The 24,041-nt window shown below is 51.7% G+C and carries 18 protein-coding genes and 2 tRNA genes; 5 read left to right on the top strand and 15 right to left on the bottom strand.

Annotation, left to right across the window (positions count from 1 at the left end):
* Positions 1–68: 68 nt before the first annotated feature.
* The 6 genes from dinG to AC5E51_RS14270 all read right to left on the bottom strand — a co-directional run bounded on the left by dinG (position 69) and on the right by AC5E51_RS14270 (position 10,850).
* Positions 69–2,177: an ATP-dependent DNA helicase DinG gene (dinG, locus tag AC5E51_RS14245; protein WP_491778744.1), complete on the bottom strand. Its 2,109-nt coding sequence runs from the start codon at positions 2,175–2,177 to the stop codon at positions 69–71.
* Positions 2,159–2,821: a general secretion pathway protein GspB gene (locus tag AC5E51_RS14250; protein ID WP_297532529.1), complete on the bottom strand. Its 663-nt coding sequence runs from the start codon at positions 2,819–2,821 to the stop codon at positions 2,159–2,161. The genes dinG and AC5E51_RS14250 overlap by 19 nt, the downstream gene beginning before the upstream one ends.
* A 1-nt stretch (position 2,822) precedes the next feature.
* On the bottom strand, positions 2,823–4,283 hold the full coding sequence (locus AC5E51_RS14255; RefSeq protein WP_491778745.1) for an ExeA family protein: 1,461 nt from the start codon (positions 4,281–4,283) through the stop codon (positions 2,823–2,825).
* A 116-nt stretch (positions 4,284–4,399) separates the two neighbouring features.
* Entirely contained in the window at positions 4,400–5,485 is a 1,086-nt protein-coding gene (locus AC5E51_RS14260; RefSeq protein ID WP_068444269.1) for a hypothetical protein, read from the bottom strand.
* Positions 5,478–8,537 (bottom strand): hypothetical protein, encoded by a 3,060-nt coding sequence (locus tag AC5E51_RS14265; RefSeq protein WP_491778746.1) that lies wholly within the window; start codon positions 8,535–8,537, stop codon positions 5,478–5,480. The genes AC5E51_RS14260 and AC5E51_RS14265 overlap by 8 nt, the downstream gene beginning before the upstream one ends.
* Before the next feature lie 138 nt (positions 8,538–8,675).
* Positions 8,676–10,850: a malate synthase G gene (locus AC5E51_RS14270; RefSeq protein ID WP_301378600.1), complete on the bottom strand. Its 2,175-nt coding sequence runs from the start codon at positions 10,848–10,850 to the stop codon at positions 8,676–8,678.
* A 334-nt stretch (positions 10,851–11,184) separates the two neighbouring features.
* On the opposite strand from AC5E51_RS14270, the gene AC5E51_RS14275 reads away from it, so the two are divergent.
* Positions 11,185–11,403, top strand: a complete 219-nt coding sequence (locus tag AC5E51_RS14275; protein ID WP_068444259.1) for a hypothetical protein — start codon at positions 11,185–11,187, stop codon at positions 11,401–11,403.
* 48 nt (positions 11,404–11,451) lie between these two features.
* Here the strand turns inward: AC5E51_RS14275 and AC5E51_RS14280 are convergent, their stop codons facing one another.
* Positions 11,452–14,388, bottom strand: coding sequence for a hypothetical protein (locus tag AC5E51_RS14280; RefSeq protein WP_491778747.1), 2,937 nt, complete (start codon positions 14,386–14,388; stop codon positions 11,452–11,454).
* A 175-nt stretch (positions 14,389–14,563) separates the two neighbouring features.
* Between AC5E51_RS14280 and AC5E51_RS14285 the strand changes: the two genes are divergently transcribed.
* Positions 14,564–15,397, top strand: coding sequence for a 6-pyruvoyl trahydropterin synthase family protein (locus tag AC5E51_RS14285; RefSeq protein WP_301378597.1), 834 nt, complete (start codon positions 14,564–14,566; stop codon positions 15,395–15,397).
* A 33-nt stretch (positions 15,398–15,430) separates the two neighbouring features.
* Here the strand turns inward: AC5E51_RS14285 and AC5E51_RS14290 are convergent, their stop codons facing one another.
* Positions 15,431–15,994 (bottom strand): DedA family protein, encoded by a 564-nt coding sequence (locus AC5E51_RS14290; protein ID WP_068444251.1) that lies wholly within the window; start codon positions 15,992–15,994, stop codon positions 15,431–15,433.
* Positions 15,995–16,228: 234 nt separating this feature from the next.
* Between AC5E51_RS14290 and purB the strand changes: the two genes are divergently transcribed.
* From purB to AC5E51_RS14305, 3 genes are all read left to right on the top strand, one after another.
* Entirely contained in the window at positions 16,229–17,593 is a 1,365-nt protein-coding gene (gene purB / locus AC5E51_RS14295; RefSeq protein WP_297532544.1) for an adenylosuccinate lyase, read from the top strand.
* Positions 17,594–17,671: 78 nt separating this feature from the next.
* Positions 17,672–18,826: a JmjC domain-containing protein gene (locus AC5E51_RS14300; protein ID WP_491778748.1), complete on the top strand. Its 1,155-nt coding sequence runs from the start codon at positions 17,672–17,674 to the stop codon at positions 18,824–18,826.
* Positions 18,827–18,898: 72 nt separating this feature from the next.
* Positions 18,899–19,810, top strand: a complete 912-nt coding sequence (locus tag AC5E51_RS14305) for a GNAT family N-acetyltransferase (RefSeq protein WP_297532559.1) — start codon at positions 18,899–18,901, stop codon at positions 19,808–19,810.
* Between the two features lie 34 nt (positions 19,811–19,844).
* On the opposite strand, the gene AC5E51_RS14310 is transcribed toward AC5E51_RS14305, so the two are convergent.
* The 7 genes from AC5E51_RS14310 to AC5E51_RS14340 form a co-directional block, all read right to left on the bottom strand.
* Positions 19,845–20,261 carry a DUF3429 domain-containing protein gene (locus AC5E51_RS14310; protein WP_297532561.1) on the bottom strand — a complete coding sequence of 139 codons (417 nt, stop codon included), beginning with the start codon at positions 20,259–20,261 and terminating at the stop codon, positions 19,845–19,847.
* 14 nt (positions 20,262–20,275) lie between these two features.
* The gene (gene kdsB / locus AC5E51_RS14315; protein WP_297532563.1) at positions 20,276–21,049 is read right to left on the bottom strand and encodes a 3-deoxy-manno-octulosonate cytidylyltransferase; all 774 of its coding nucleotides are present in this window, start codon (positions 21,047–21,049) and stop codon (positions 20,276–20,278) included.
* Positions 21,049–22,059 (bottom strand): NAD-dependent epimerase, encoded by a 1,011-nt coding sequence (locus AC5E51_RS14320; RefSeq protein ID WP_297532565.1) that lies wholly within the window; start codon positions 22,057–22,059, stop codon positions 21,049–21,051. The genes kdsB and AC5E51_RS14320 overlap by 1 nt, the downstream gene beginning before the upstream one ends.
* A 3-nt stretch (positions 22,060–22,062) precedes the next feature.
* Positions 22,063–22,635, bottom strand: a complete 573-nt coding sequence (locus AC5E51_RS14325) for a KdsC family phosphatase (protein WP_273090664.1) — start codon at positions 22,633–22,635, stop codon at positions 22,063–22,065.
* Positions 22,636–22,766: 131 nt separating this feature from the next.
* Positions 22,767–22,842: transfer RNA gene (locus tag AC5E51_RS14330), tRNA-Glu, on the bottom strand.
* Between the two features lie 22 nt (positions 22,843–22,864).
* A tRNA-Ala gene (locus AC5E51_RS14335) sits at positions 22,865–22,940 on the bottom strand.
* A 153-nt stretch (positions 22,941–23,093) separates the two neighbouring features.
* Positions 23,094–24,041, bottom strand: a 948-nt coding sequence (locus AC5E51_RS14340; RefSeq protein ID WP_491778749.1) for a glutamate--tRNA ligase, incomplete at its 5' end; no start/stop codon positions are given.

Genomic DNA, 24,041 nt, shown 5'->3' on the forward strand with positions numbered 1-24,041 from the left:
AGATACACAGCCCGCTTCGGCGGGTTTTTTATTGCCTGAAATCCGGACTGCATTAACTCAAGCGAGAGTCACACACGCCGGAACGGCGGCAGAGAATCAAGCAAGAGCTGCCCGTACCGGGAAGACACCAATCTCTTATCGAGAATGCTGACTTTGCCGTGATCGGATTCTTTACGGATCAGCCGGCCGCATGCCTGAATGAGGCGAATCGATGCAGCCGGTAGCGTTAATTCCATAAACGGGTTCCGCCCCCGGCTCTCCATCCACTCCGATATGGCAGACTGGATAGGATCATCTGGTACCGCAAACGGAATCTTAACGATCACCACATGGGTCACATACTCACCGGGTAAGTCGATCCCCTCTGCAAAGGATGCTAATCCGAAGATCACATTGCCCTTCCCGTCATCAATACGTTCCTTGTGACGACGTACGATTTCACTTTTCGGCAAGTACCCCTGACACAGTAAGTGCTCATACCAGTCACGAATAAAGTAGTCTCTGGTAGCTTCAAGCTGTGCTCGCGAGCTAAACAAGACCAAAGTTGCTTCGTCGGGGTTCACTGCCTCTTTGAGCCAATTCTGAACGTCACTCTCGAACGCTTCGCTTTTGGGATCTGACGCCAGTTGAACCACTTCGAGCTGCCCGAGTTCCGGGTAGTTAAATGGGCTGGCTACACGTTCGTAGACCGCCCAGTCTGGCAGACCGGCTTCCCATTTCAGCGAGTTGAAACTATTCAGTGCCGTGAGTGTTGCCGAGGTAACAACAGCACCATAGCAACGACTCCATAGGTTCCTGCGCAGCTGCGCTGCCACTGAAATTGGCGACGCCGACAGCGAAATATCCCAGTCATCACCATACGGACGTTTGCTTAGCCACCGAGCCACAGGCAATTCGCCTTCTGCCTCTTCCGCCGCTATCCATGACAGTGCTTCTGAAAGCTCTTCAGCACGCGCCAACATAATACCAACCGGCGCCTGCCAGGCCTCAGCAACTTCTCGCTGAAAATCTCCAGTCTCATTCGGGTCCAGAGACTTCTGCAGCATGTCCGACATTTTGTCGAGACAATGAACTACGGGCTGCAAGGGGGCCTTCATTGTCTGCAAAAGCTCGCGGAGCGATTCTGGCAATACACCAAATTCAAAACGCTGACGATCTCTGTCCTGCATCAAATCCATCACCAGAGGCCAGACAAGGCTCGCGCTCTGGGACAACGCCTGAAGATTCGCTGGCATCTCCTGCAACGAATGCATTAACCCGACGGGCATTCCGGCATCAGCAATAAATTGCTCGATGACTTTTTCCAGCTGTTTTAGCCATTGGCGTGTTGAGCGCACGCCAAATTCCAGCCGGAAGTGATTCAGTGCTTTATCGGCAAGGTGATGCCCTTCATCAAACACATAAATGGTTTTTTCAGGCGCCGGCAAAATAGCCCCCCCACCAAGCGAAAGATCCGCAAGCACAAGGTCGTGATTAGCGACGATGACATCGGCATCTTCCATGGCGCTCCGGGCTTTGTAAAAAGCGCAGTTCTGAAAATGGGGGCATCGACGATTCGAGCATTCCCGGTGAGTCGCCGTCAGGTGGGACCATTGTTTATGCTCAATTTCATCATCCCAGCGATCCCGATCTCCATCCCAATCGCCGCTGCCGTATTTCATCAGCATCTTTTCATAGAGCTCGCGATCCTGCTCTTCGGGTGTCTGTTCGAACAGATCGACCGTAGACAGAATGCCGGAGAGTTGCTGCAAGGCTTTATCCAGCTTCGCCAGGCACAGGTAACGACCTCGCCCTTTTGCCAATGCAAAATTAAACGGTAGAGAGAGGTGTTTTTTCAGTGCAGGCAAATCCTTATCAAGGATCTGCTCCTGAAGGGCAACGGTTGCCGTCGAGACCAGTAGTTTACGTTCTCGTTCTATAGCTACTGGCAGAGAAGCGATAAGGTAAGCCAGAGTCTTACCAGTGCCGGTCCCCGCCTCTACGACTGCAATTCCGGCGTCGTTGTCACGCTCGTCTTTTTCGCCTTCATGAATCGAGCCCAGGGCTTTCGCGATTTCTGCAATCATGACGCGCTGGCCATAGCGTGGACGTAATTCCAATGCTTTGATCGCTTCGCGATACAGCGACTGAATACGCTCTTTTGTTTCTTTTTGCAGCATCAGCGAATAGCCTTCCATCCACGCGTACGACCAATTACTACGGGCCACCCGGAAACGTCGAGCAAGATGCCGTCGCGCGTGATTTCCTGCAGGACTACACCTTCCACCACTTGCTCACCTTCTCGCCATACACGGTCATTCATAGTCACTGTTCGCTTAGCTGGTACAGAACTGAACGTATGCCCCGTAATATTCAGATCCGGAATTCGCTCCAATGCTTCGAACGGTGCTCGCGCTTCTTTAAGAGGCGCTTTTGGCTCAACGTCGCTTTGTTCCGCCTCAATATCCTCAATTGCACTTTCTGCTACCACGATTTGAGTTGCAGAAAGCTCTGCCGTCGTCATAACCGCTGCAGGTTCTGAGTCCGTTTCAGAAAGCGAAGTCTCTTCGGCAGCCGATGGTGTAGCGCCCTGCTTGTCAGCGGGCGAAGAATAAAAGGCTGTAGCGATAGCACCTAAGATAAGCACAACGGCCAGAGCGGCAGAAATTCCCATGCGAGCAGAAGTATTACTGTCCGTATTACGTTGCTGCTCGTGCTCTGAAGCCACTTTTCCAGTCTCAGCAGATTCTGAGATCAGGCCCTTTTTAGGCGGCATTTGGGCCGGGTTGCGCTCATCCCGCTCTTGTTCGGATTTCTTCAATGCATCGAGGATGTATGACATGCTATTGCCTCGCCTGCAGATACATCAGGGTTTTCGGCCCAATAATCCGATCTGCTTTTAAACCTTCAGCGATCTGAAATTCAGCAACTGCTCGTTCTAGCAATGGGTCGTAAAATTCCGGGTTGACCTCAACCTGAACACCACCCGGCCCGATACTGGTCCACTCCTTATCCCAGCCAGCGCCGAGACGCGAGCGCACCCAACGAATGACTGGAGCTGTTTCCCCAGGTTTGACGGCACTGGTGTAGTCAGCAGGCCCCTGCCATAAAATCACGGCCTCACCGGCATAGCCTCTCTCGTATTCTTCAAGGTCATACCATTCTGCTTCTGCACCCCTGCTCCCCACTCTGACGACTGCGATCAGATTCAGCTCGCGCAATTCAGAGATATCCCAGTCGACCGGAATACACCGCCAACCTGAAGAGTCACAATTCGCGGCGCCCTCAGTGCGGGAGGCCTCAAGTACGGCATACGGATCACTACGGTCTAATGAGACCGTCTTAAGTGCAGGAATATTCTGGTACGCAATCACACCCGCAAAGACAAACACAGCAGCCGCGCAGAAAGCGAGTGCGCTTTTTAATATGCTTTTGCCTGAGGTCTCTGCAATGCCAGCCGCCCCTTTTCCTGCATGAACTGGAGAAACCGTCTCATAATCTGCCCCAAGCACTTCAATAATCGCCTGCTTGGCAATGTCTGTTCCAACGGTATGGTTACTAGTGGCGTAGGCACCTAGCAGAGCTCTGTCGCAAATACTGTTAATCAGGCGTGGAGTTCCCTCGCTGGCCCGCCAGATAGTTTCGATAGCGGCAGGATCAAATAACATCTGATTCCCGCCAGCGCAGACCAGACGATGCTCAACGTACTCGGAAGTTTCGGTGAGACTCAGCAAATCCAGGTGGTAACGGGCAGTAATACGCTGATTCAGCTGGCGCAAATCGTGACGCTTAAGCAAATCGCGAAGCTCTGGTTGCCCTACCAGAACGAGGGTTAGTAGCTTTTCCCGGTCTGTTTCCAGATTGGTCAACAGGCGAACCTGTTCCAGTAGCGCGACTGGCATGGACTGGGCTTCATCAATCACGCAAATAACACGCTGATGTTTCCCGTAGAAGCTCACCAGTGCTTCATTGATGGATGCGTAGACTTCCTTGAGCGATGCGCTTCTTTCATAGGCGATGCCAAGGTCATCACAGATGCTTTGCATTAACTCTATAGGCGAGAGCTGCGGATTAAATATATACGCAACATGATCACCTTCTGGGATAGACGCCATAAGCGCCCGGCACAGTGTCGTTTTACCCGTACCCACTTCGCCAGTAAGGCAGATAAGCCCGCCCTGATCCGTCAGGGCATAGCTCAGGTGTGCCAACGCTTCCTGATGCCCAGGTGACGGGTACAGAAAATCCGGATCCGGAGAGATGGTAAATGGCAGTTTGTCTAAGCCAAAGTACTCAAGGTACATGCTGCATCCTGTCTGATTGATGCCGGCATGATACCGGAATTGCACGTCTGACGCAGTGGTGACTTAGCCTGAAATCACGGGGGATCTCTCACCAGCGACTGATCAACGAAGACCAGTCACCACCGATATTGATACGACAACCCAATACGGGCATCGCGGACTTGTTTTATATTGAGATCATCTACGATGTAGCTGGCAGAGAGCCCCTGCCAGTAGAAAGCAGCACCGAGCTGGCGCTTCGACGTTCCAACAACACCCACTTTGCCGCTACCGAAAGGATATCGTTTTTCGACAGACAGGTTCCGGTAAACGTCATGCCAATAATACTGGACGTAGACATCCAGCGGCTTATGAACTGCATTCGCGACAACTGTCGATTTAATTGATGTTTCCAGTGTCTTCGGATTGTCGTCGCCACTGGCAGCACCGCCACTCGAACAGACAGGGTTAGTAACCTCACCGACTTCTGCGCATATTGAGCGATGTCCGGAGTTACCCATGTCGAGAAGATTCCAGAGATCTCTCACTTGCAGGGCAAGTTCCAGTTCATCCGTCGGGGCCCAAGCTCCTGAAAGGGACGCGCTGTATCCAAACCACTCCTGAGATGCACTGCCTTGCGGGTCTTCATATTCAGGAAGCGTATCGAAGGAAGGAAAGCGATACTCGTCAAAGTAGTACGACAGGCTTGCCGAAAAGTTAGAACCCTCGTCAGCGAAGCTTCGTCCAACAAATGAACCAAACTGATAATGGATCAGCTTGTACAGCATAAAGGCGGGTGACACCGACCAATTCTCACCCTCAAAGCGATAAGAACCACCAATCCCACGAGCCTGGAATACCTTGGCAACCAGGTTAAGGTCTCTGTCCTGCTGAGTTTCTATACCAAACTCGGCGTCCAGGTAGACGGCTGTTGTGTCAGGAGAAAACTTGAGTGAATAGAACCAGCGACGTTCCGCATTTAACGTGAAGTTCCGGTAAGACGCGGATGCTGCGAGACTCATATCCGCATACGCGTACTCGCCGGTATCAGCGTCCTGCTCCCAACCTTCGATCATCTGATCAATCGGAACAGGCTCAGAGCTTGCTTCAGCAGACAAGGAGAAACTGACATCGCCGGAGTACTCTGAAGGCTGCCCTGCTGCCGCATCAACACTATTCGCGATGGCGACAGCAGACGACAGCAGTATGACCTTCTTAATCACCAATAATCATCCAGGTGCCATCAACGAAACGGGCGACAAATACGTTCTCTCGTTCTTCGCGAATTGTGCCAACTAGCGCGCCACGTACAGTCAGATAAGCGACTGCTTCGCAGCCATCATTTGAATCTGCATCTGTTGGCGCTGCTGCTGACAATTTATCGCGGTCGTTAAAGCCGCAGGCCGTTTCATCGTTGCCTTGCGTGTATTCCGTACGAGTAGCTATTTGAGCAAGAACCGATTGATCAGTACCACCCATAGATACGTTTGAGCGTGAAATCAACCAGTAACCACGTTCGACTTCGATGGTTTTCAGTCCGCCTTCCCCATCACTGATCTGCTCTTCCGAGACGGCCAATTCGAGATAAAAGCCCTGTGCATCTCCGCCAGCAACAACACCTAACTGGTTGCTGATATTTTCATAAGTTTCCTCGGAGCCGAAGCCGTACGAGGCACTCAATGCGAATTCATCCTCTACCTGTCTTTCAAGAGCTAGTTCAAAGATAACAGGAATCAGTGCTTCTTCTTCTGGGTCTTTGAGGTAACTTTCTGCAACGGCAGTAAGACGATCTATCCCCAGCTCTATATCGTCATAGAAGGTACCGCTGAACGGCCCATACGGAGTCCCTGTGGTAAGGCCCTGATACTCATTACCGGATACAATATCAGACGTAGACAAGTCTATTTCATATATACCGTTGCCAGGCACGCTGTATCTGGAAAGAACATTATTCTCATAATTTCTCTCTAGAAGCTCATCAAGAGTTACCTCCCCGGCTAGCTCAATAACAGTGTCGCAACTCTGTTCAACCCGTTCGCCATCAACGATGGAAACATTACATGACTCGGAGCGGGTCGTGTTAGTAGTAGAGTCGTAGGGGTACAACTTGATCCGACTAATAAAGTCCCTCCCACGAAGCTCTTCATCAAAATATTCTATAACCCGACCATTCGATAAGACGGTCTGATCGCGATAAAGGCTTTTTACCAGCGGCTCGTCGTCCGGTTCTACACCAATCGTCGCTGGAGCATCTGGCCTCCCAAGGAAGAACTCGTGGGTAGCAGGCCATTTGCTGGTTGGGTAATACGATGAAGAGTTTGTCGTTCTGAGCTGAACGTTCAAGTCAGTCCTGTTCTCTGCATCCGGTTCAAGTGTAGATCTTGCACGAACGACGAATGTAACTGGGTTATACCTCGTCTGAGAAGCATCATCGAGTGGGTCTTTGACCCCTACAAGGTTGGCCTCAATGAGCGCGTTGAATTCATGCTCACCATTATCACCAGCACCTGCACCTGAGATCCCCTGCTCAAACCGAACCAAAGGCCAGACGATCGCGATCTGCGTCGGGGCAACGTGCGAGGGATCAGAGTCGTCCAGAAATGATCCTACTGGAGGAGACGCGTAGCTGTCCTCATAAAACACCCGAACATAAGGACGAGTTGTTATGCTTCCGTCAGAGATGGCCTCCGTGTACCAGTAAAGCTTTTTACCGTTTCCAAGTGCCAGAGCATTCTTAATTTCGGACGGAATGGCATCAACGTCATCTTCAGGGTTGTCAGCAGACTCTATCTCAAAGTCGAATACATTATAGAGTCCGGCATCCGCATCCGTGGTTTCAATCGGGCGCATAACAAGCCGAAGTGAACCGTCAATAAGTACACGGTCACTAGGAAGCCCTGCCGAATCGCTCTCATCAGTTTCGATGGCGAACCCCACTGGCGGGGTGCAATCACCCTCTCCGAACTCACAACGAGCAAGGATCTCAGCACCTTCCAATATTTCATTGAGAACACCAGTAGGCCCAAATGCCAGGTCTGCCACTGTGTTCAGCGCTGTTTCATGCGCCAGATAATATGAATCAACGCGACGTCCATGAACAGGATCGATGAAGCTGGGCTGATTTTCATCATAGCCCCAGAAATTCTTCACTGCCGCAGTAAGGTCCGTCAGAAAATATTTGCTGTTTTCTATTGCAGTACGCCAACCCGCTAACCAGGCTGGCACATCGATATCTACCGATGTTTCAACGTCCTCTCTCATAGAGGCTGCGACGCCGTCGAGCCTCTCAAGAGCTGTGACTGCACCAGCAGGGACTCTGGCACCAAGCCCGTTAAAGTAATTGATGTTATCCCGGAGTATTGTGCTGGCCGTAGAGAAAATCTCGAACTTAGTTACAACATCTGGGGACTCACTTTTCTCCAACAACTGCCCGCGCCGATCAATTACATCACCGGTAATTTCACCCAGTTTCGTTACGAAGTCGGTGTTAGCCGAATCAGCGAGATACGGCAAAGCAGCAATTAACGCACCGTAATAGACCCCTTCGACCAGAGCGTCACCTGAAACTGTCTCAACTTGCGTAATCTGACTGGGGGCAACTACAGGCGACGAAATAATATCCGTCAGACCGAAGAGCTCAGAGACATGAAGATTGGCCAACTCCATCGTGTATTGGTTATACACACCTGTTTTCGCAGTTTCTATATCATCCAACACGGCTTGATTTATGTCAGCCCGATCGTCTGCAGAGAGGCCGTTCGTGACTGCGTCGATATAAACCGTTCTGGCCATACTGCTTGCGATATCAGTAATCCAGTTGACGTTGACCGTCATGCCGTCAAGCAATTCACCGACGCCAGCCCGGACATCCAGATCATCTGGAAGAGGAACGTATTTTCCGTAAGCGAGCGAGTCGCACCCCTGTACTCGCTCACAGCGATAGAACACATCCCCGTTGTCCGTATTCGCGATAAAGATAAACGATCCTGATACGTCTTCGGCCTCTGCCGTCAGCTCGTAAGTACCCGTTTGAGAAGACTGCGAAGCTGCACCATCGTATACAAGATTACCGCTATCGTTTTCTATGAGCGTCGGGCCACCCTCATAGTTGATCGGTGTTGCACTGATTCGGGTACCCCAGGTCGCCGTCCCTATTCGACCGCTAATACCATAAGTCTCCTCTTCACCGCTGACGGTGCGGGTAGAACTGGAGTTCCCTGAACAGGCCTGAAGGAGCACGCCGATAAGGATTACTGAGGTAAGCTTATGAACCATCTTCTTATTACTCTTATTCTGTTCTATGTCATTCTACGTTTGGAGTAGGCACAGGATAGCTCTCAGACAGGTGTTTTACTGCCCCTTTACACAAAAAAACCCGGCATTTGCCGGGTTTTTTACAGTGCTTGACGCTACTTACTGAGCTTTGAACTTCAGACGGTATGCGTGCAGCAGCGGCTCGGTATAACCACTTGGCTGCTCTTTACCTTTGAAGATCAGGTCAGACGCCGCTTTAAACGCGATAGTGTCGAAGCCTGGCGCCATATTGATATAAGAAGCGTCACCCGCATTCTGACCATCAACAACCGCAGCCATGCGCTTCAGGCTGTCTTCAACCTGTTCGCGGGTACAGATACCGTGTTCCAGCCAGTTAGCAACGTGCTGAGAAGAGATACGCAGCGTTGCGCGGTCTTCCATCAGGCCAACGTTGTTGATGTCTGGCACTTTAGAACAACCAACACCTGCATCAACCCAGCGAACAACGTAACCCAGGATACCCTGACAGTTGTTGTCGATTTCCTTCTGAATCTGTTCTTCAGTCAGAGCTGAAGCTTCTTCAGCGGTCATCAGAGGGATGCTCAGGATGTCGTCAACAGACGCGTGCTCACGGCTCTTCAGTTCGTTCTGAACAGCGAATACGTCTACCTGGTGATAGTGCATCGCGTGCAGAGTAGCGGCAGTCGGAGATGGAACCCATGCGGTGTTCGCGCCAGACTTAGGATGGCCGATCTTCTGCTCCATCATCATGCCCATCTCATCAGGGATAGGCCACATGCCTTTACCGATCTGTGAACGGCCCTGCAGACCTGTTTCCAGACCAGTATCAACGTTCCAGTTTTCGTAGGCGTTGATCCAGGTCTGCTGCTTCATGACAGTCTTAGGTACAAACGGACCTGCCAGCATAGACGTATGGATTTCGTCACCAGTACGGTCCAGGAAGCCAGTGTTGATGAATACAACACGGTCTTTCGCAGAACGGATACATTCTTTCAGGTTAACCGTGGTGCGACGCTCTTCGTCCATGATCCCCATCTTCATAGTGAAGCGTGGCAGACCCAGTGCGTCTTCGATGCGACCGAACAGTTCGTTGGCGAATGCCACTTCTTCTGGGCCGTGCATCTTAGGCTTAACGATGTTGACAGAACCGGTAGTCGAGTTCTGGAACGGGGAGTTACCCTTCAGATCGTGCATAGCGATCAGGGTAGTCATCATGCCGTCCATGATGCCTTCTGGGATCTCGCTGCCATCGGCCAGCAGGATCGCAGGGTTAGTCATCAGGTGACCCACGTTACGAACGAACAGCATTGAGCGACCTTTCAGCTTAACGGTTTCACCGTTCAGGCCAGTGTACTCACGGTCTGGGTTCATAGTACGGGTGAAAGTCTTGCCGCCCTTGGTTACGTCTTCCGCCAGGTCACCCTTCATCAGGCCGAGCCAGTTACCGTAGGTCACGACTTTGTCTTCTGCATCAACAGCAGCAACAGAGTCTTCACAGTCCATAATGGTGGTCAGTGCCGCTTCCATCAGAACGTCTTTTACGCCAGCAGCGTCGGTTGAACCGATTGGGCTGGTTGCGTCGATCTGAATTTCGAAGTGCAGGCCGTTGTTAACCAGCAGAATCGCTTCTGGTGCAGCCATTTCGCCTTTAAAGCCAACCAGCTGAGAAGCATCTTTCAGGCTGGTAGTGCTGCCGTCTTTCAGCGTAACGACCAGTTTACCTGCGTCGATAGCGTACTTAGTGCTGTCAGCGTGATCGCCAGCCGCCAGTGGGGCTGATTCGTTCAGGAAGTTACGCGCATAAGCGATAACTTTGTCACCACGTACTTTGTTGTAGCCCTGACCTTTCTCAGCACCGTCTTCTTCAGAAATGACGTTAGTGCCGTAAAGAGCATCGTACAGTGAGCCCCAACGCGCGTTCGCAGCGTTCAGAGCGAAACGAGCATTCATAACCGGTACTACCAGCTGAGGACCAGCCATCTGGCCGATCTCTGGCTCGACGTTTGCGGTAGTTGCTTCGAAGTCTTCGCCTTCTGGCAGCAGGTAACCGATTTCCTGCAGGAACGCTTTGTATTCTGCAGCGTTGTGAGCCTGACCTTTACGCTCAGTGTGGTAAGCATCGATTTTGGCCTGCAGATCATCACGCTTAGCCAGCAGCGCCTTGTTCTTTGGAGCCAGTTCATTGGCAATAGCATCAAAGCTCGCCCAGAACGCATCCTGTTCAATACCAGTGCCTGGCATTGCTTTGTCATTGATGAAATCGTACAGCTCCTGGGCGATCTGGAGTCCACCCTTCTGAACGTATTCTGTCATTGTTTAGCCTCAACTCTTTTGGGGACACAGCCAAATGTACGGCTGCATCTTAGACCGGTGAAATTTCAGGGCCGGGAGTATAACGCAACTGTTTTCGTATCGCGACCACGTATCGCAGCCCCCCCTCTCCGACTCCGTGCCAGATATTCCCGGGCAGCCCCTCAAAAACCTCCATACCGTTGCCTGCCAAAAGCAATACAAAACCTATACATATAATATACAAGGTGTTTATAATGACTCAGGAGCTTGGCCGCACCCGAAGTAACTGACATTGACTCTGCCGTTAGCAGTCTGACTTACAACCAGATCTGACGCGGCGCACAGGAGAACCGATATGGCTTCGAAGAAAGGTGCAGATAGACGTAAAGCAAGTCCCGAAGAGCTTCGTCAACAACTGGAAGCTGACGTACAGGCTTACCTCACGAGCGGCGGAAAGATTCACCGCATTAAAGAAGGAATTAGTGGGGAGACCGGCTGGAAGCGCCCGCGCAACGGATACAATCCCAATACACGGGTGAATATACAGCTTCCTATCTCCTACGGAACACTCTGATTCAACACGGGAACCCCAATAGCACCGGCACTGCCGGTGCTTGCAGAATCAGTTCAGTGACTCCCAGGTGCCATCGATATAACGGATGATCCAGACACCGCTTTCATAGACAATTTTTCCGTAAACCTTATCGCGATAATTCAGCACGTAGACGGCTTCCTGAGGATCGCGACTGAACGAAGGCTCGGCCGTGTTTGACACAACACAGCGACGGTACTCGCCATCATCACCGACGATATAACGATAAACCGGTGCACCGTCGACCAAATCAAGGTTGCTGCCCAGGATAATTTCGCTGTCCACCGTGTCGGTTGAGCCATCAGCGAGAGAGAGTTCAACACCGTCTTTAAATACAGACAGGCTCGTGGCTTCAACCGTACCGCTCTCAGTACTGAAATCGAAAATCAGACGATCAAGGTCAGCGCCCACGCCCTGATAGAGACCCGTAGTATTGACGCTCGTATAGTCATGTGACACTGAAAGCGACACATCAACCTGTTCACTGTATGGGGCTGTCACCTGAATATCGACAAGCGTTTTCGGTTCAGTCGCCGTTGAGTAGTCGAGCACGACTTCACTGGTAAAACGTGCATTCGACAGGCCCAATTGCGCGCTTCTGTACAAGGTGCCGTCCAATGAAGATAGAGATGTCGGCAACGGAGAAAGTGTCAGGCACCCTTGATCATCGGCAGCTTCAACTGGGAATTCAACGAAGTACACACCCTGCCCCGGTACTTCCGGGCGGGAGAAAACGCCAATCTGCCACAACTCATTCACCGCATTCTGCAGATCCTGTTCAGCATTTAACCGCTGCTTCGGCTGGCAACGCTCAATCACTGGCGACTCAGCAGTACCGCTCAGTAAACACGCTTCATAATCATGCGTAGCAATTAGTTCTTCGGTATCACCATCACCATCGATATCACTGACGTCTTCGCGCTGTACCGTTGGGTAGAATCGATAACGGTAATCGTCCCCACCTTCAACGAAATAGTCCAGATATTGAGTCTCGCGCCCGTTTACGGTTTGCGTACCAGTACGGTACTGAACCAGCCCACTAGCAACTGTCCCTTCAGGGTAAAGGGGTGCCCGCTCAAAGAATGCATTGAACGAAGCAAACTCAGACTCTGGGTAATAATCTGCTGCCTGATTGGCACTGGCCGTGAGAAATACCGTCGTAATGTTTGAATCCGTGCCGTTATCGTCTTCATAAACATCAGAGATGCGACTATTCAGAACCACTTCTGAGATATTAAAACGACGCCCGGAGACACCGTCAGGGTCATCGACGCCCTGGTACAGGATACTAAATGCACCGGTAAGCTCAGTTTCGTTAGCGCTACCAACATCGCCTGCATCGTAAAGGGTGAAATCGGTCCAACGAATCTGGTAGGCCAATGCCGGGGCAGACACCTCATCCTGAAGAACCGTCACGGTATTTTCATAGAAAATTCGCAAACCACTTGGGCTGCTGATTTCGTCATCACTGTAGGTATGATCCAGCTCAAGACGCAGACCATTGGCAACTAAAGTCCCAGTCATCAGAATATCTATTGCGCGGGAACTGGTCGGAGCATCATCTTCATCAAGCAAATTAATGTCCGCAACGGCCTGCGATACTTCAAAATCACCGCCGTTAAGCGTCAGTACAGGCGCAGAGTAGGTATGACTCTGATACCACTCCCACTCAGGGCTGACTGATGGGCAGCCACTGTTGAGATAGCAATCCCGGTAGAAACCAGCGATTTCCGACACTGCGGTTGTGATTTCATCGAGATTTTCAGCATTGTCTTCACCAACACCCCTCAACAGATCGGCGTAGCTATCCAGTTGCTCCCGGTAACCGTCTTCGAAAAAGCTGTTGCCGTAGTCGCGAAGTTCCTGCACAAAGGCTTTCGTGCGCTGAAGGCCTAACTGGTAATCCTCCAGCTCGTCACCCAGGAGCGAGCTCAAAGAAGCCGGTATAACCGACGTCAGGTCCCCATCTACAAACGCATCGCGCTCCGTCTGTAGTTGAGCAACAACACTGGCAACATAACCAGACACGGTTGAATTCGTGACATTTAAATCATTCAGGTTACTGATGGCTGCGTCATAAAGATCGTAAAGAGCGAGAGTCTGCGCTCCGCCGCGCTGCATCAACTGGCCGTCATTTGCCACCAGGTCAGCAGCAACCGCTGAAGCGAAAGACGGCAGATCTGTCGTTGATGTATAGGACAATTCATAGGACTGCCACGCGGCTAAAAGAGCACCATAGCGAATTGAATATTGTGCTTCTGTCTGGTTAGCGCCCCGCCACTCCTCTATTTGAGTCAGGTCTGCGGGTTCCCGACTCTGGATAGAATCGATACCAAACAAGCGTGAAACCTGTGATTCGGCTTGAAGTGTCGAATACACAGAATAGAAACCAGTATCTAACCAACCTGCATCCTGCTGGGTACCAGAATCTTGACTGTATACACGATCGAAAGCGAGCTGAGCTGCCAGATCAGTGAGTGGCGTGATTCGAATGCGCTGGCCATCCTCGATACCAGCAGCAACCGATCGCCAACCAGGCGCACCAACAATTGTGTACTGAGCACCGAAAGCGACAGAGCCGCAACCATCAACGAGCTGGCAGCGTCGAGTCGTCGACGTGCCATCGACATTTTCACGCCCATAGACATCGAGATAGACGATTTCAGTACCATCGGCAGCGACTACGGCCTGACCCTCATCATCCGTCGTGAAGCGGGCAAAGCTAAGAACTCCCGGCTGCACCTCTGAAGGCATACCGGTTTCGTCGACAGTTACCCGTCTGAGCATGGCTTCATTGAAATCTTCCTGACCAACCTGCACATCCAGATTGATGGTTGTAACAGATGAGCTGCTGTCATTATCACTGCAGGCTGCCAGCGCAGCGACCATCGGGATAACAACCCAGCGGGATACAGACATACTGTCGGGAAACGCTAAACGACTGACATGAAAAAGCGGTCTGGTCACACGAGCCTCAAATAAAAAGGGATGTAGATATGCGCCATCATATCAGCCACGCGTTCTGATGCCACCAGAGACAGCGCCCTTTTGACAAAACCCGGCACTTCGCCATGCCGGATCTGCCTGGCTGCGTCGTCGCCATCTTTGCTCTATAATCGCGCCCATCTGCACCGGAGTATTTATGCACTTATTTGTCGAACAACTCACCAATGTCGATTTCAGCTACCTAGACGCGAACAGAGGGATCGTCGGAGAGACCTGGTGGGCGTCAGCCATCCTTGAAGGAGCACTGGATGACCAGGGCATGGTCTGTGACTTCGGCATTGTTAAGAAAACACTTCGTCAGTGGCTGGATACCGAACTCGACCACAGACTTCTTGTGCCTGCCGAGGCACCTGGCCTCGAAGTTAAGAAGACCGGCGAGCGCGTGAATATTTCTATGCAAACCGGGCGCGGCATCGTCGAAATGAGTGCTCCAGCAGAAGCCGTGACCCTGATCGACTCGACTGAAATTACAGCGGCGAGCGTCGCTGCCTGGTCTATCAAACAGCTCCAGATGTATTTCCCGGATACCATTGACCAACTGACCCTGGACTTCACCCCTGAAACGATTGACGGTGCCTTCTACCACTACTCTCACGGCCTTAAGAAGCACGCAGGGAATTGCCAACGGATTGCCCACGGACACCGTTCGCGCATCCAGATCTGGCTTGATGGTCAACGTGATGAGCAGGAAGAGTCCTACTGGGCTGACCTCTGGCGGGATATTTATATCGGCAGCACTGAAGATCTCGCCTCAGACGACACTGACACATTTTCTTTCGCTTACACTGCACAACAAGGTGATTTCTCACTGACCCTGAACCGCGCACATTGCTATATGATGAGCACCGATTCGACAGTAGAACTGATCGCCGATCACCTCGCTAAAGAAATCAGCAAGCGCCACCCGGGCAAAGATATTCGTGTTCGCGCCTTTGAGGGGGTAAACAAAGGCGCTATGGTACAAGTCTGATCAATACGGCGGCTTGCGCAGCAGCCTGGCCAATCAGGCCGCCTCCTCCATCGACTGACGAGCGCGCCGTTGTGTATAAATGAACGCGATGATGGCGAATGGCAAAAGAAACCACATCCATTCATGCAGTTGCTCTCCGAATTGGCGTCCGAGTACGTAGGTTGTAATAAACAAAGCCGCCGCCCAGGCAATAATCGACGCCAGATTAGCAAAACAGAAAGGCGTTGCAGGTACTCTTGCCAGACCACAGGCAATATACCCAAACGTGCGGAGCCCTGGCATACAGCGAATCAGCATCAGCTGCTTCCAAGGTGAGTCCCGTAATGGCTGGACCTGCTTCTGAATAATGGGGTGACGTATTTTACGACGCAGTTTTGGCCATATCAGAGCCGCCCTCCCCAACAGATAAAGCGCTGTATCTCCGATAAACATCCCGAGGCACACAGCAAAAAAAGCGACGCCCGGCGCCATTTTCTCACTTGCGGCAAGAAGAGCCGCTCCGATAATCGCCAGGTCTTCGAGCATAAAGGTAGATATAACCACGACCAGAACAGGCCAGGCGGGGTGATCGATATAACCAAATAAACTGTCGAGCATTCGTGGTCCTGCTAAAGCCACCCGTAAAAATTGACCGGCGATTGTACCAGAAGTGCCCACATTGCCTACGTAACTGGCTTTAAATACCCGAATATTCGACTTACCGGTAATAATTCACGACTGATTCTCTTCATATTGGCTCTCAGGTACTGAGATCTCGCTCAAAATCCGTTAGAATCCCGCGCCAGAAAATGCATCGAATGCCCAACCTATTACCAAAGATTGAGAGACCCCATGGAACTGTCTGCACTTACCGCTATTTCTCCGCTGGACGGCCGCTACGGCAGCAAAACTGCTTCACTGCGCGCTGTTTTCTCTGAATTCGGTCTTATCCGTGCCCGTGTTGAAGTTGAGATCCGCTGGCTGCAGCGTCTCGCCGAACACGAAGCCATCACCGAAGTTCCAGCGTTCTCTGCAGACACCAATGCTCAGCTTGACGCCATCGTTGCCAACTTCAGCGAAGCCGATGCTCAGCGCGTAAAAGACATCGAAGCAACAACCAACCACGATGTAAAGGCCGTTGAATACTTCATCAAAGAGAAGTTTGCAGACAACGAAGAGCTCAAAGCGGTTAACGAATTTGTTCACTTCGCCTGTACCTCTGAAGACATCAACAACCTGTCACACGGCCTGATGCTGAAAGAAGGTCGCGACACCATTCTGCCGATGATGCAGAAGATCGCTGACGAGATCCGTAAGCTTGCTCATGAGCAGGCTGCCCTGCCAATGCTGTCCCGCACTCACGGCCAGACTGCATCACCTTCAACGCTGGGTAAAGAAATGGCGAACGTTGTTGCTCGTCTGGAACGTCAGATCAAGCAAATCAAAGCCGTTGAGCTGCTGGGCAAAATCAATGGTGCTGTTGGTAACTACAACGCTCACCTGTCTGCGTACCCGGATATCGACTGGGAAGCCAACGCTGAAACCTTCGTGACGTCACTGGGCCTGACCTTCAACCCGTACACGACTCAGATCGAGCCACACGACTACATCGCTGAACTGTTCGATGCTTTCGCGCGCTTCAACACTATCCTGATCGACTTCGATCGCGATATCTGGGCGTACATCTCGAACGGCTACTTCAAGCAGAAGACCATCGCTGGCGAAGTGGGTTCTTCTACTATGCCGCACAAGGTTAACCCGATCGACTTCGAAAACTCCGAAGGTAACCTCGGTCTGGCCAATGCCGTACTTGCACACATGGCGCAGAAACTGCCGATCTCCCGCTGGCAGCGCGACCTGACTGACTCCACTGTGCTACGTAACATGGGTGTTGGTATGGGCTACAGCATGATCGCGTATCAGGCGTCTCTGAAAGGCATCAGCAAGCTCGAAGTCAATGCAGTTCGCCTGGGCGAAGATCTGAACAACGCATGGGAAGTTCTGGCCGAGCCAGTTCAGACTGTGATGCGTCGCTACGGTATTGAGCAGCCATACGAAAAACTCAAAGCGTTCACTCGTGGCAAAGCCATCACCAAAGATGCAATGGGCGAATTCATCGCGTCTCTTGAGCTGCCGCAGTCTGCAAAAGATGAGCTGAATGCAATGACTCCTGCCTCTTACGTAGGTAACGCAGAGGCTCAGGCTAAAAAAGTCTGATCGCTCCTGCGCTTCTGATAAAGCCTCCGCAAGGGGGCTTTTTTGTACCCTTACCACAGCCTTTTCGGAGCCCTACTGATGCACGTCCTCGGCCACCTCTCTGTTGAAGAATTCCTGCGCGACTACTGGCAAAAAAAGCCGGTACTTATCCGTCAGGCGATTCCAGGTTTTAAGCCTTTATTGGCGGCCGACGAGCTTGCAGGCCTCAGCCTCGAGGATGACATCGAATCACGCCTGATCATCGAAGAAGGTAAGACAGGCCCATGGGAAGTCAAAAAAGGTCCGTTCACCGAAACCGACTACCGAGACCTACCCCATAACAAGTGGACCCTGCTCGTACAGGCGGTCGATCAGTGGGTACCAGAAGCGGCGGAACTACTGGAGAATTTCCGTTTCGTCCCTTCATGGCGTATCGACGACCTGATGATCAGTTACGCCACCGACGGCGGCAGCGTTGGCCCGCACTGGGATCAGTATGATGTGTTCCTGCTTCAGGCGGAGGGGCAGCGAGAGTGGCGTGTGGGTCAGATGTGCACCGAAAAAAGCAGCATACTGGAAGGCCCCAGCGTAAAGATTCTCGCTGACTTTGAAGAGAATGATCGCTGGATTCTTGAACCCGGCGATATGCTTTACCTTCCTCCCGGCCTCGCACACTGGGGAATATCACAAGGTGAGTGCATGACCTACTCCATTGGTTTCCGTGCTCCATCAAGTTCCGAGCTCCTTGAACGCGCGATCGACTCGGCCTTACCGCAACTGACCGAAGACGACAGATACTCAGACCCAGACCTGAGCATTCAGAGCTCCCCAAGCGAAATTACCGGGCATGCTGCAGAGCGCCTGAAGTCTCTTCTGATAAAAGCCATTGATAACCCTGCTCTGCTCAAAGCGACGCTGGGGCAACTTATGACAGAAGCGAAATATGATGAACAAGCACCGGTTTACGAGGTCACGGATCATGACTGGGCCGATACCGTCAACACACTGCAGGAAGCTGATCAGTGGGGTCGCCACCCTCAGGCGCGTTTCGCATATAGCATCGATGACTCGTCTGTCGCTTTCTACTGTCAGGGCGAAGTGGTTCGGTTACCAGTATCCTGCTGCGACACTATTAAGCAGCTCTGCGACTCCCCTTACTTTGACAGCGAATGGTTGATCGGCTCTTTCGTAGAGCCAGAAACAAAAAACCTGCTCAGCAACCTCATTTTTTGTGACCTGATTGTTGCTATTTAAACTCCCGGCTCCTTGATGATTTACGATTAAGCAGCCATTCTTTTTATTACATAAAGACAGGGAAGCAGAAACTTGGAAATTCGCATCACCGACTGGCGTGCATCCCGCGATATCATCCGAAAGATCCGGGAAGAAGTGTTCATTAAGGAACAGAGTGTGCCGCCCAAACTGGAGTGGGACGAATACGACATTGAAGCAATTCATTTTCTGGCACTGGATGGCAGGAATCCGATAGGCTGCGCACGACTTATGCACACGGGTAAATTCGGGCGCATGGCAGTACTCAGAGAGTTCAGAGGGCAGCACTGGGGCTCACGATTAATCAATGCCATCGAAGACTTCGCCCGCAACGAATTAAAAATCCGCGAAATTCGAGCCGCGGCTCAGGCGCATGCCGTCCCCTTCTATCAGAAGAATGGTTTTAATATTGAAGCGGGTTTCTTTGATGATGCAGGGATTCCGCACCTGAATATATACAAGGCACCTGGCGCGCCTGAAACAAACTATGTTTTTCGCCCGGGTCGCGATAAGAATATTTATCCGCAGAACGACTTAGTTTCACTTGTGGGCTGGGTCGAAATGATTCTCGCCATGCGCCCCCGCAACGCTATTATCACCTGCTGCGATTTAACCCACCCATTATGGTGGGACAAAGCAGCACTCAATGCCGTCAGAGAGTTTGCTCTCGATTCACACAGGCGCCGGGTGAAAATTCTGATTCCCTCTGAGCGGGGCGGCATTAACCGCCACCCACTGTTACGATTACAACAGAGACTCAGCAGCCGTATCAGCTTGCGAGTTTCCCCTGAAGTACAGGACGATCTGCTTATTACTGCACCGTGGGGCCTCTTGCAGCTTACCGATGAAACACAAGGGATCGCGACTATGGGTGACGCCAGCCGGGTGAAGCGCATGGAAGCCTACTACAAGCCCCTTACGGAGACAGGTCAGCGCCCACGAGAAGCGCGACGCTTGTCTCTATAGCGCTTGCCCCTGTAAAAACTGGCCTGCGAAGAACTTACGTCAGCAGGCCCCAGAAAGCGACCGCATGACAGGCACTGACCACAAGCGTGAGCGTCCACCTCATGGTCCGGTAATCCCGCTTATAGCTCTGACGAAAGACGGGCTGGCGCTCCAGCCAGACCAGAACCCAGTAGCCGAGTAACAGGCCAGGCAGTCCCGCGAGATGAGGAACGAAGTACATCAGCCAACCCCACAAGAACACGCCAATCGACAATCCGAGCTCTGCCGAAGACACATGATCACGCTGCGCCTGCATAACGCCCCAGCAAGCACCCGCCATGAAGCTGAGAATCAATGCCGAGTAAAGCGTGAAAAAATCGGGGGCCCAGGTACTGCCAGCAAGGACAGATAGAGCAAAAAATACGAACGGGATCAGCCCCGCGTAACCTAACTTCTGGCTAATTCCGTTCATAGTGGCTCCAGACCTTAGTTGTGATGACCTGCTTTCAGAATAGCAGCTACACGTTCAACGTCATGTGGCGTATCAATGCCATGGCCCGGTGCCTGATCAATGACTGACATGTGAATATTCACGCCGTACCAGAGCGCACGCAGCTGCTCCAGCGATTCGGTCAGTTCAATCGGGCAAGGCGCCATCTCACGGTAATCGTTGAGGAAAGAAACCCGGTATCCGTACATACCAATGTGACGGTATACAGGCATGCGCGCTGTCACCTCCTCCTGGCTCTCTTTGTACAGGTCGCGATCCCATGGAATAGGTGCGCGGCTGAAATACATCGCAAAATGCCGCTCATTGAGGACAACTTTTACGACGTTTGGATCAAACGCATCGTGCGCAGTGGTAATCGGCGTACAGACAGAACTCATACCAGCATCTGAGTTCTGCAGCAGACCTTCCGCGGTCAATTCGATCAGAGACTTAGGAATAAGCGGCTCATCGCCCTGCAGGTTCACGACGACAGTATCCGCAGACCAGCCTTTTACCGAGACCACTTCTGCAATGCGTTCAGTGCCGTTCTCGTGATCCGGAGAGGTCATTACAACATCCGCACCAAAGCCCCGGGCAACATCAGCGATCCGGTCGTCGTCGGTAGCAACGACAACGTCTTCGGCGCCAGCCTCAAGTGCGCGCCCATAAACATGCTGGATCATTGGCTTACCGGCCAGATCAATCAGCGGCTTGCCGGGTAAACGGCTTGATGCGAAACGAGCGGGGATTACGATTTTGTATCCAGACATTATTTGACCTTATAGAAGTCTTTATACCAGTCGACGAAGGTGCCGATGCCGTCTGCCAGTGGCGTATTCGGGGCAAAATCAACATCAGCCGCCAGATCATCCACGTTCGCATAAGTGGCCAGCACGTCACCGGGCTGCATTTCCATATAGTTTTTATCGGCCTCAACACCCAGCGCGCCTTCGATCGTTTCAATGAAGGTACCGAGCTCAACCGAATTATGATTACCGATATTGTAGATTTTGTACGGCGCGGAGCTGCGTGAGCAATCACCAGATTCCGGCGTCCAGTTCTCGACCGGCTCTGGCACTTTCATCGCGATGCGCACTACGCCTTCAACGATGTCATCGATGTAGGTGAAATCACGCTGCATCTTGCCATGGTTGAAGACATTAATGGTTTTGCCCTCAAGAATCGCCTTAGTGAAGCTGAAGTACGCCATATCCGGACGCCCCCACGGGCCATACACAGTAAAAAAGCGCAGACCAGTCGTCGGCAAACGGTACAGGTGAGCATAGGTATGAGCCATCAGCTCATTGGATTTTTTCGTCGCCGCGTACAGTGACACCGGATGATCCACCCGGTCGCCTGTGCTGTACGGCAGGTGTGTGTTGAGCCCGTATACTGAGCTGGATGAGGCATAAACGAAATGCTCTACCTCATGGTGACGACAGCCTTCCATCACATTCACAAACCCAATCAGGTTACTATCGACGTAGGCATGAGGATTGGTGATCGAATAACGGACACCCGCCTGCGCTGCCAGGTGAATAACGCGATCAAACTTATGTTCATTGAACAACGCGGCAACGGCATCCCGGTCAGCCAGCTCGAGCTGTTTGAACTGAAAACCACTCAGTGGCTCAAGCCATCCAAGACGTCCGTGCTTAAGTGCAACATCGTAGTAATCGTTCAGGTTATCAACACCGATTACTTCGTGACCCATTTCAACCAGTTTTTTACTGGTAAAAGCGCCGATAAAACCGGCTGCACCTGTAACTAAAATTTTCACTAATTATTTATCCTTCACATCATTCAGGCTTTCGAATTCAGGCAGCATGGCCTTGATATAGGCCTCTTCTAAGGGCATGCGACTGCCCAGAACAATATCGGCAACTTCGCGGGCAACGCCCTTCCCGCCCGATGCTTCAGTAATAAGGTCGGCACGATCACGCACCATCCAGAAACCGTCTGCAGGGGAAATAGCTAAACCAACGCGGGTCATTACCTTAAGATCAATAACATCATCACCGACGTAACAGACCTCCGACGGGTCAACCATCAACTCATCCATCAGGTTCGCCAACACTGGCCACTTTTCTTTGGTGCCAGGAAAAAAACGATTAATGCCAAGGTCAGCAGCTCGCTTGGCAAGCGGTGCCGAGTCCTTTGCGGAGATGATGGCGGTATCTATATCAAATACATTGAGCAGTTTAATACCAACACCGTCTTTCACATTGAAGTGCTTCACCTCTTCACCGGAGGCGGAATAACTGAGCGTGCCGTCTGTTAATACGCCGTCCACATCGAATACGACAAGGCGAATTGCGCGGGCTTTTTCTTTAATTGCATTAGGGAGATGAACCATATCCAACCACCAAAAATTTTTGGCATTGTACCGTCTCACGACGAATGACACCAAAAAACAGGCATCAAAAAACGGTCTTAAGGATTAGTTCTTAAAAACTGAGGGTGTATAAACGGATATGAAAAAATAAGTGGCATCCCCAAGGGGATTCGAACCCCTGTTACCGCCGTGAAAGGGCGGTGTCCTAGGCCTCTAGACGATGGGGACACAAGGACAAGCAAGAAGGTTTTGGTGGAGCCTAGCGGGATCGAACCGCTGACCTCAACACTGCCAGTGTTGCGCTCTCCCAGCTGAGCTAAGGCCCCGTCTCAAAACGTGCGCGAATATTAATGGCGTCCCTCAGGGCTGTCAACTCTTTTGCGAAAAAAATTCACATAAACAACAACTTACAACGCCACCTCAAACAAAAAGAGCGGCATAGAAGCCGCTCTTTTGGTTAATCAGTACCGCTGAACTGATCAATCAGCTTGCTGGGCATTTTCCATCGCGATAAGCAGCGAGGTGTACTCTTTCTCGAGCTTCTTCAGCTTCTTCTTACCCGGAGCACCCAGTGTATCGACAGCATGGCGAACACGCGCACGGCTCATATCCGGGCCAAGCAAGGCCATGGTGTCGAGTACTGAGATAGTTGATGATGTTCCGGCAATCGCGATAAAGAATGGGTACAGGAAGTCGCGGATTTTGACATCCATCTGCTTTGCTAACCCAAACAGCGCCTGCTCGATGTTCTCCTTTTCCCAGTGACGGATAGCTTCCAGTTGCCACAACCCCATCTGCAGAATGTTGGTTGTCGCTTCTGTATCAAGCACTTTGTGCTCAAAGCTCTCAGGCGTCAGCGGCGTCATACCCGACAGGAAGTGCCCGGCTAGAGGGGCAACGTCAGAAAAGACTTCAACCCGTGGTTGAACGTGTGGGATCACCGGCAACACGTTCTCTGGGCGGAAGCCCCACTGAGCGAACTTTTCAACAAACTGCTCAGGAGACAGCTCACGCAGCCAGAGGCTATTCAGCCAACGTAACTTCTCTACATCGAATACCGGGCCACCCAGAGACACACGATTGATGTCGAAGTTACTGAACATTTCATCACGGCTGAATTTCTCGCTCTCGTCCGGCATAGACCAGCCCATACGACCGAGGTAATTCAGTACGGCTTCTGGCATAAAGCCCATACGCTCATAGAACATGATCGACGTTGGGTTCTTACGCTTACTGAGCTTGCTCTTATCCGGGTTACGCAGTAGCGGCATATGACATAGCTCTGGCATATCCCAACCAAAGTATTCGTACAGCAGCTTGTGCTTAGGCGCGGAGCTGATCCACTCTTCACCACGGATCACGTGAGTAATGGCCATCAGGTGATCATCAACCACGTTGGCCAGGTGGTAGGTTGGCATGCCATCGGA

It is taken from the genome of Thalassolituus sp. (genome assembly GCF_984348125.1).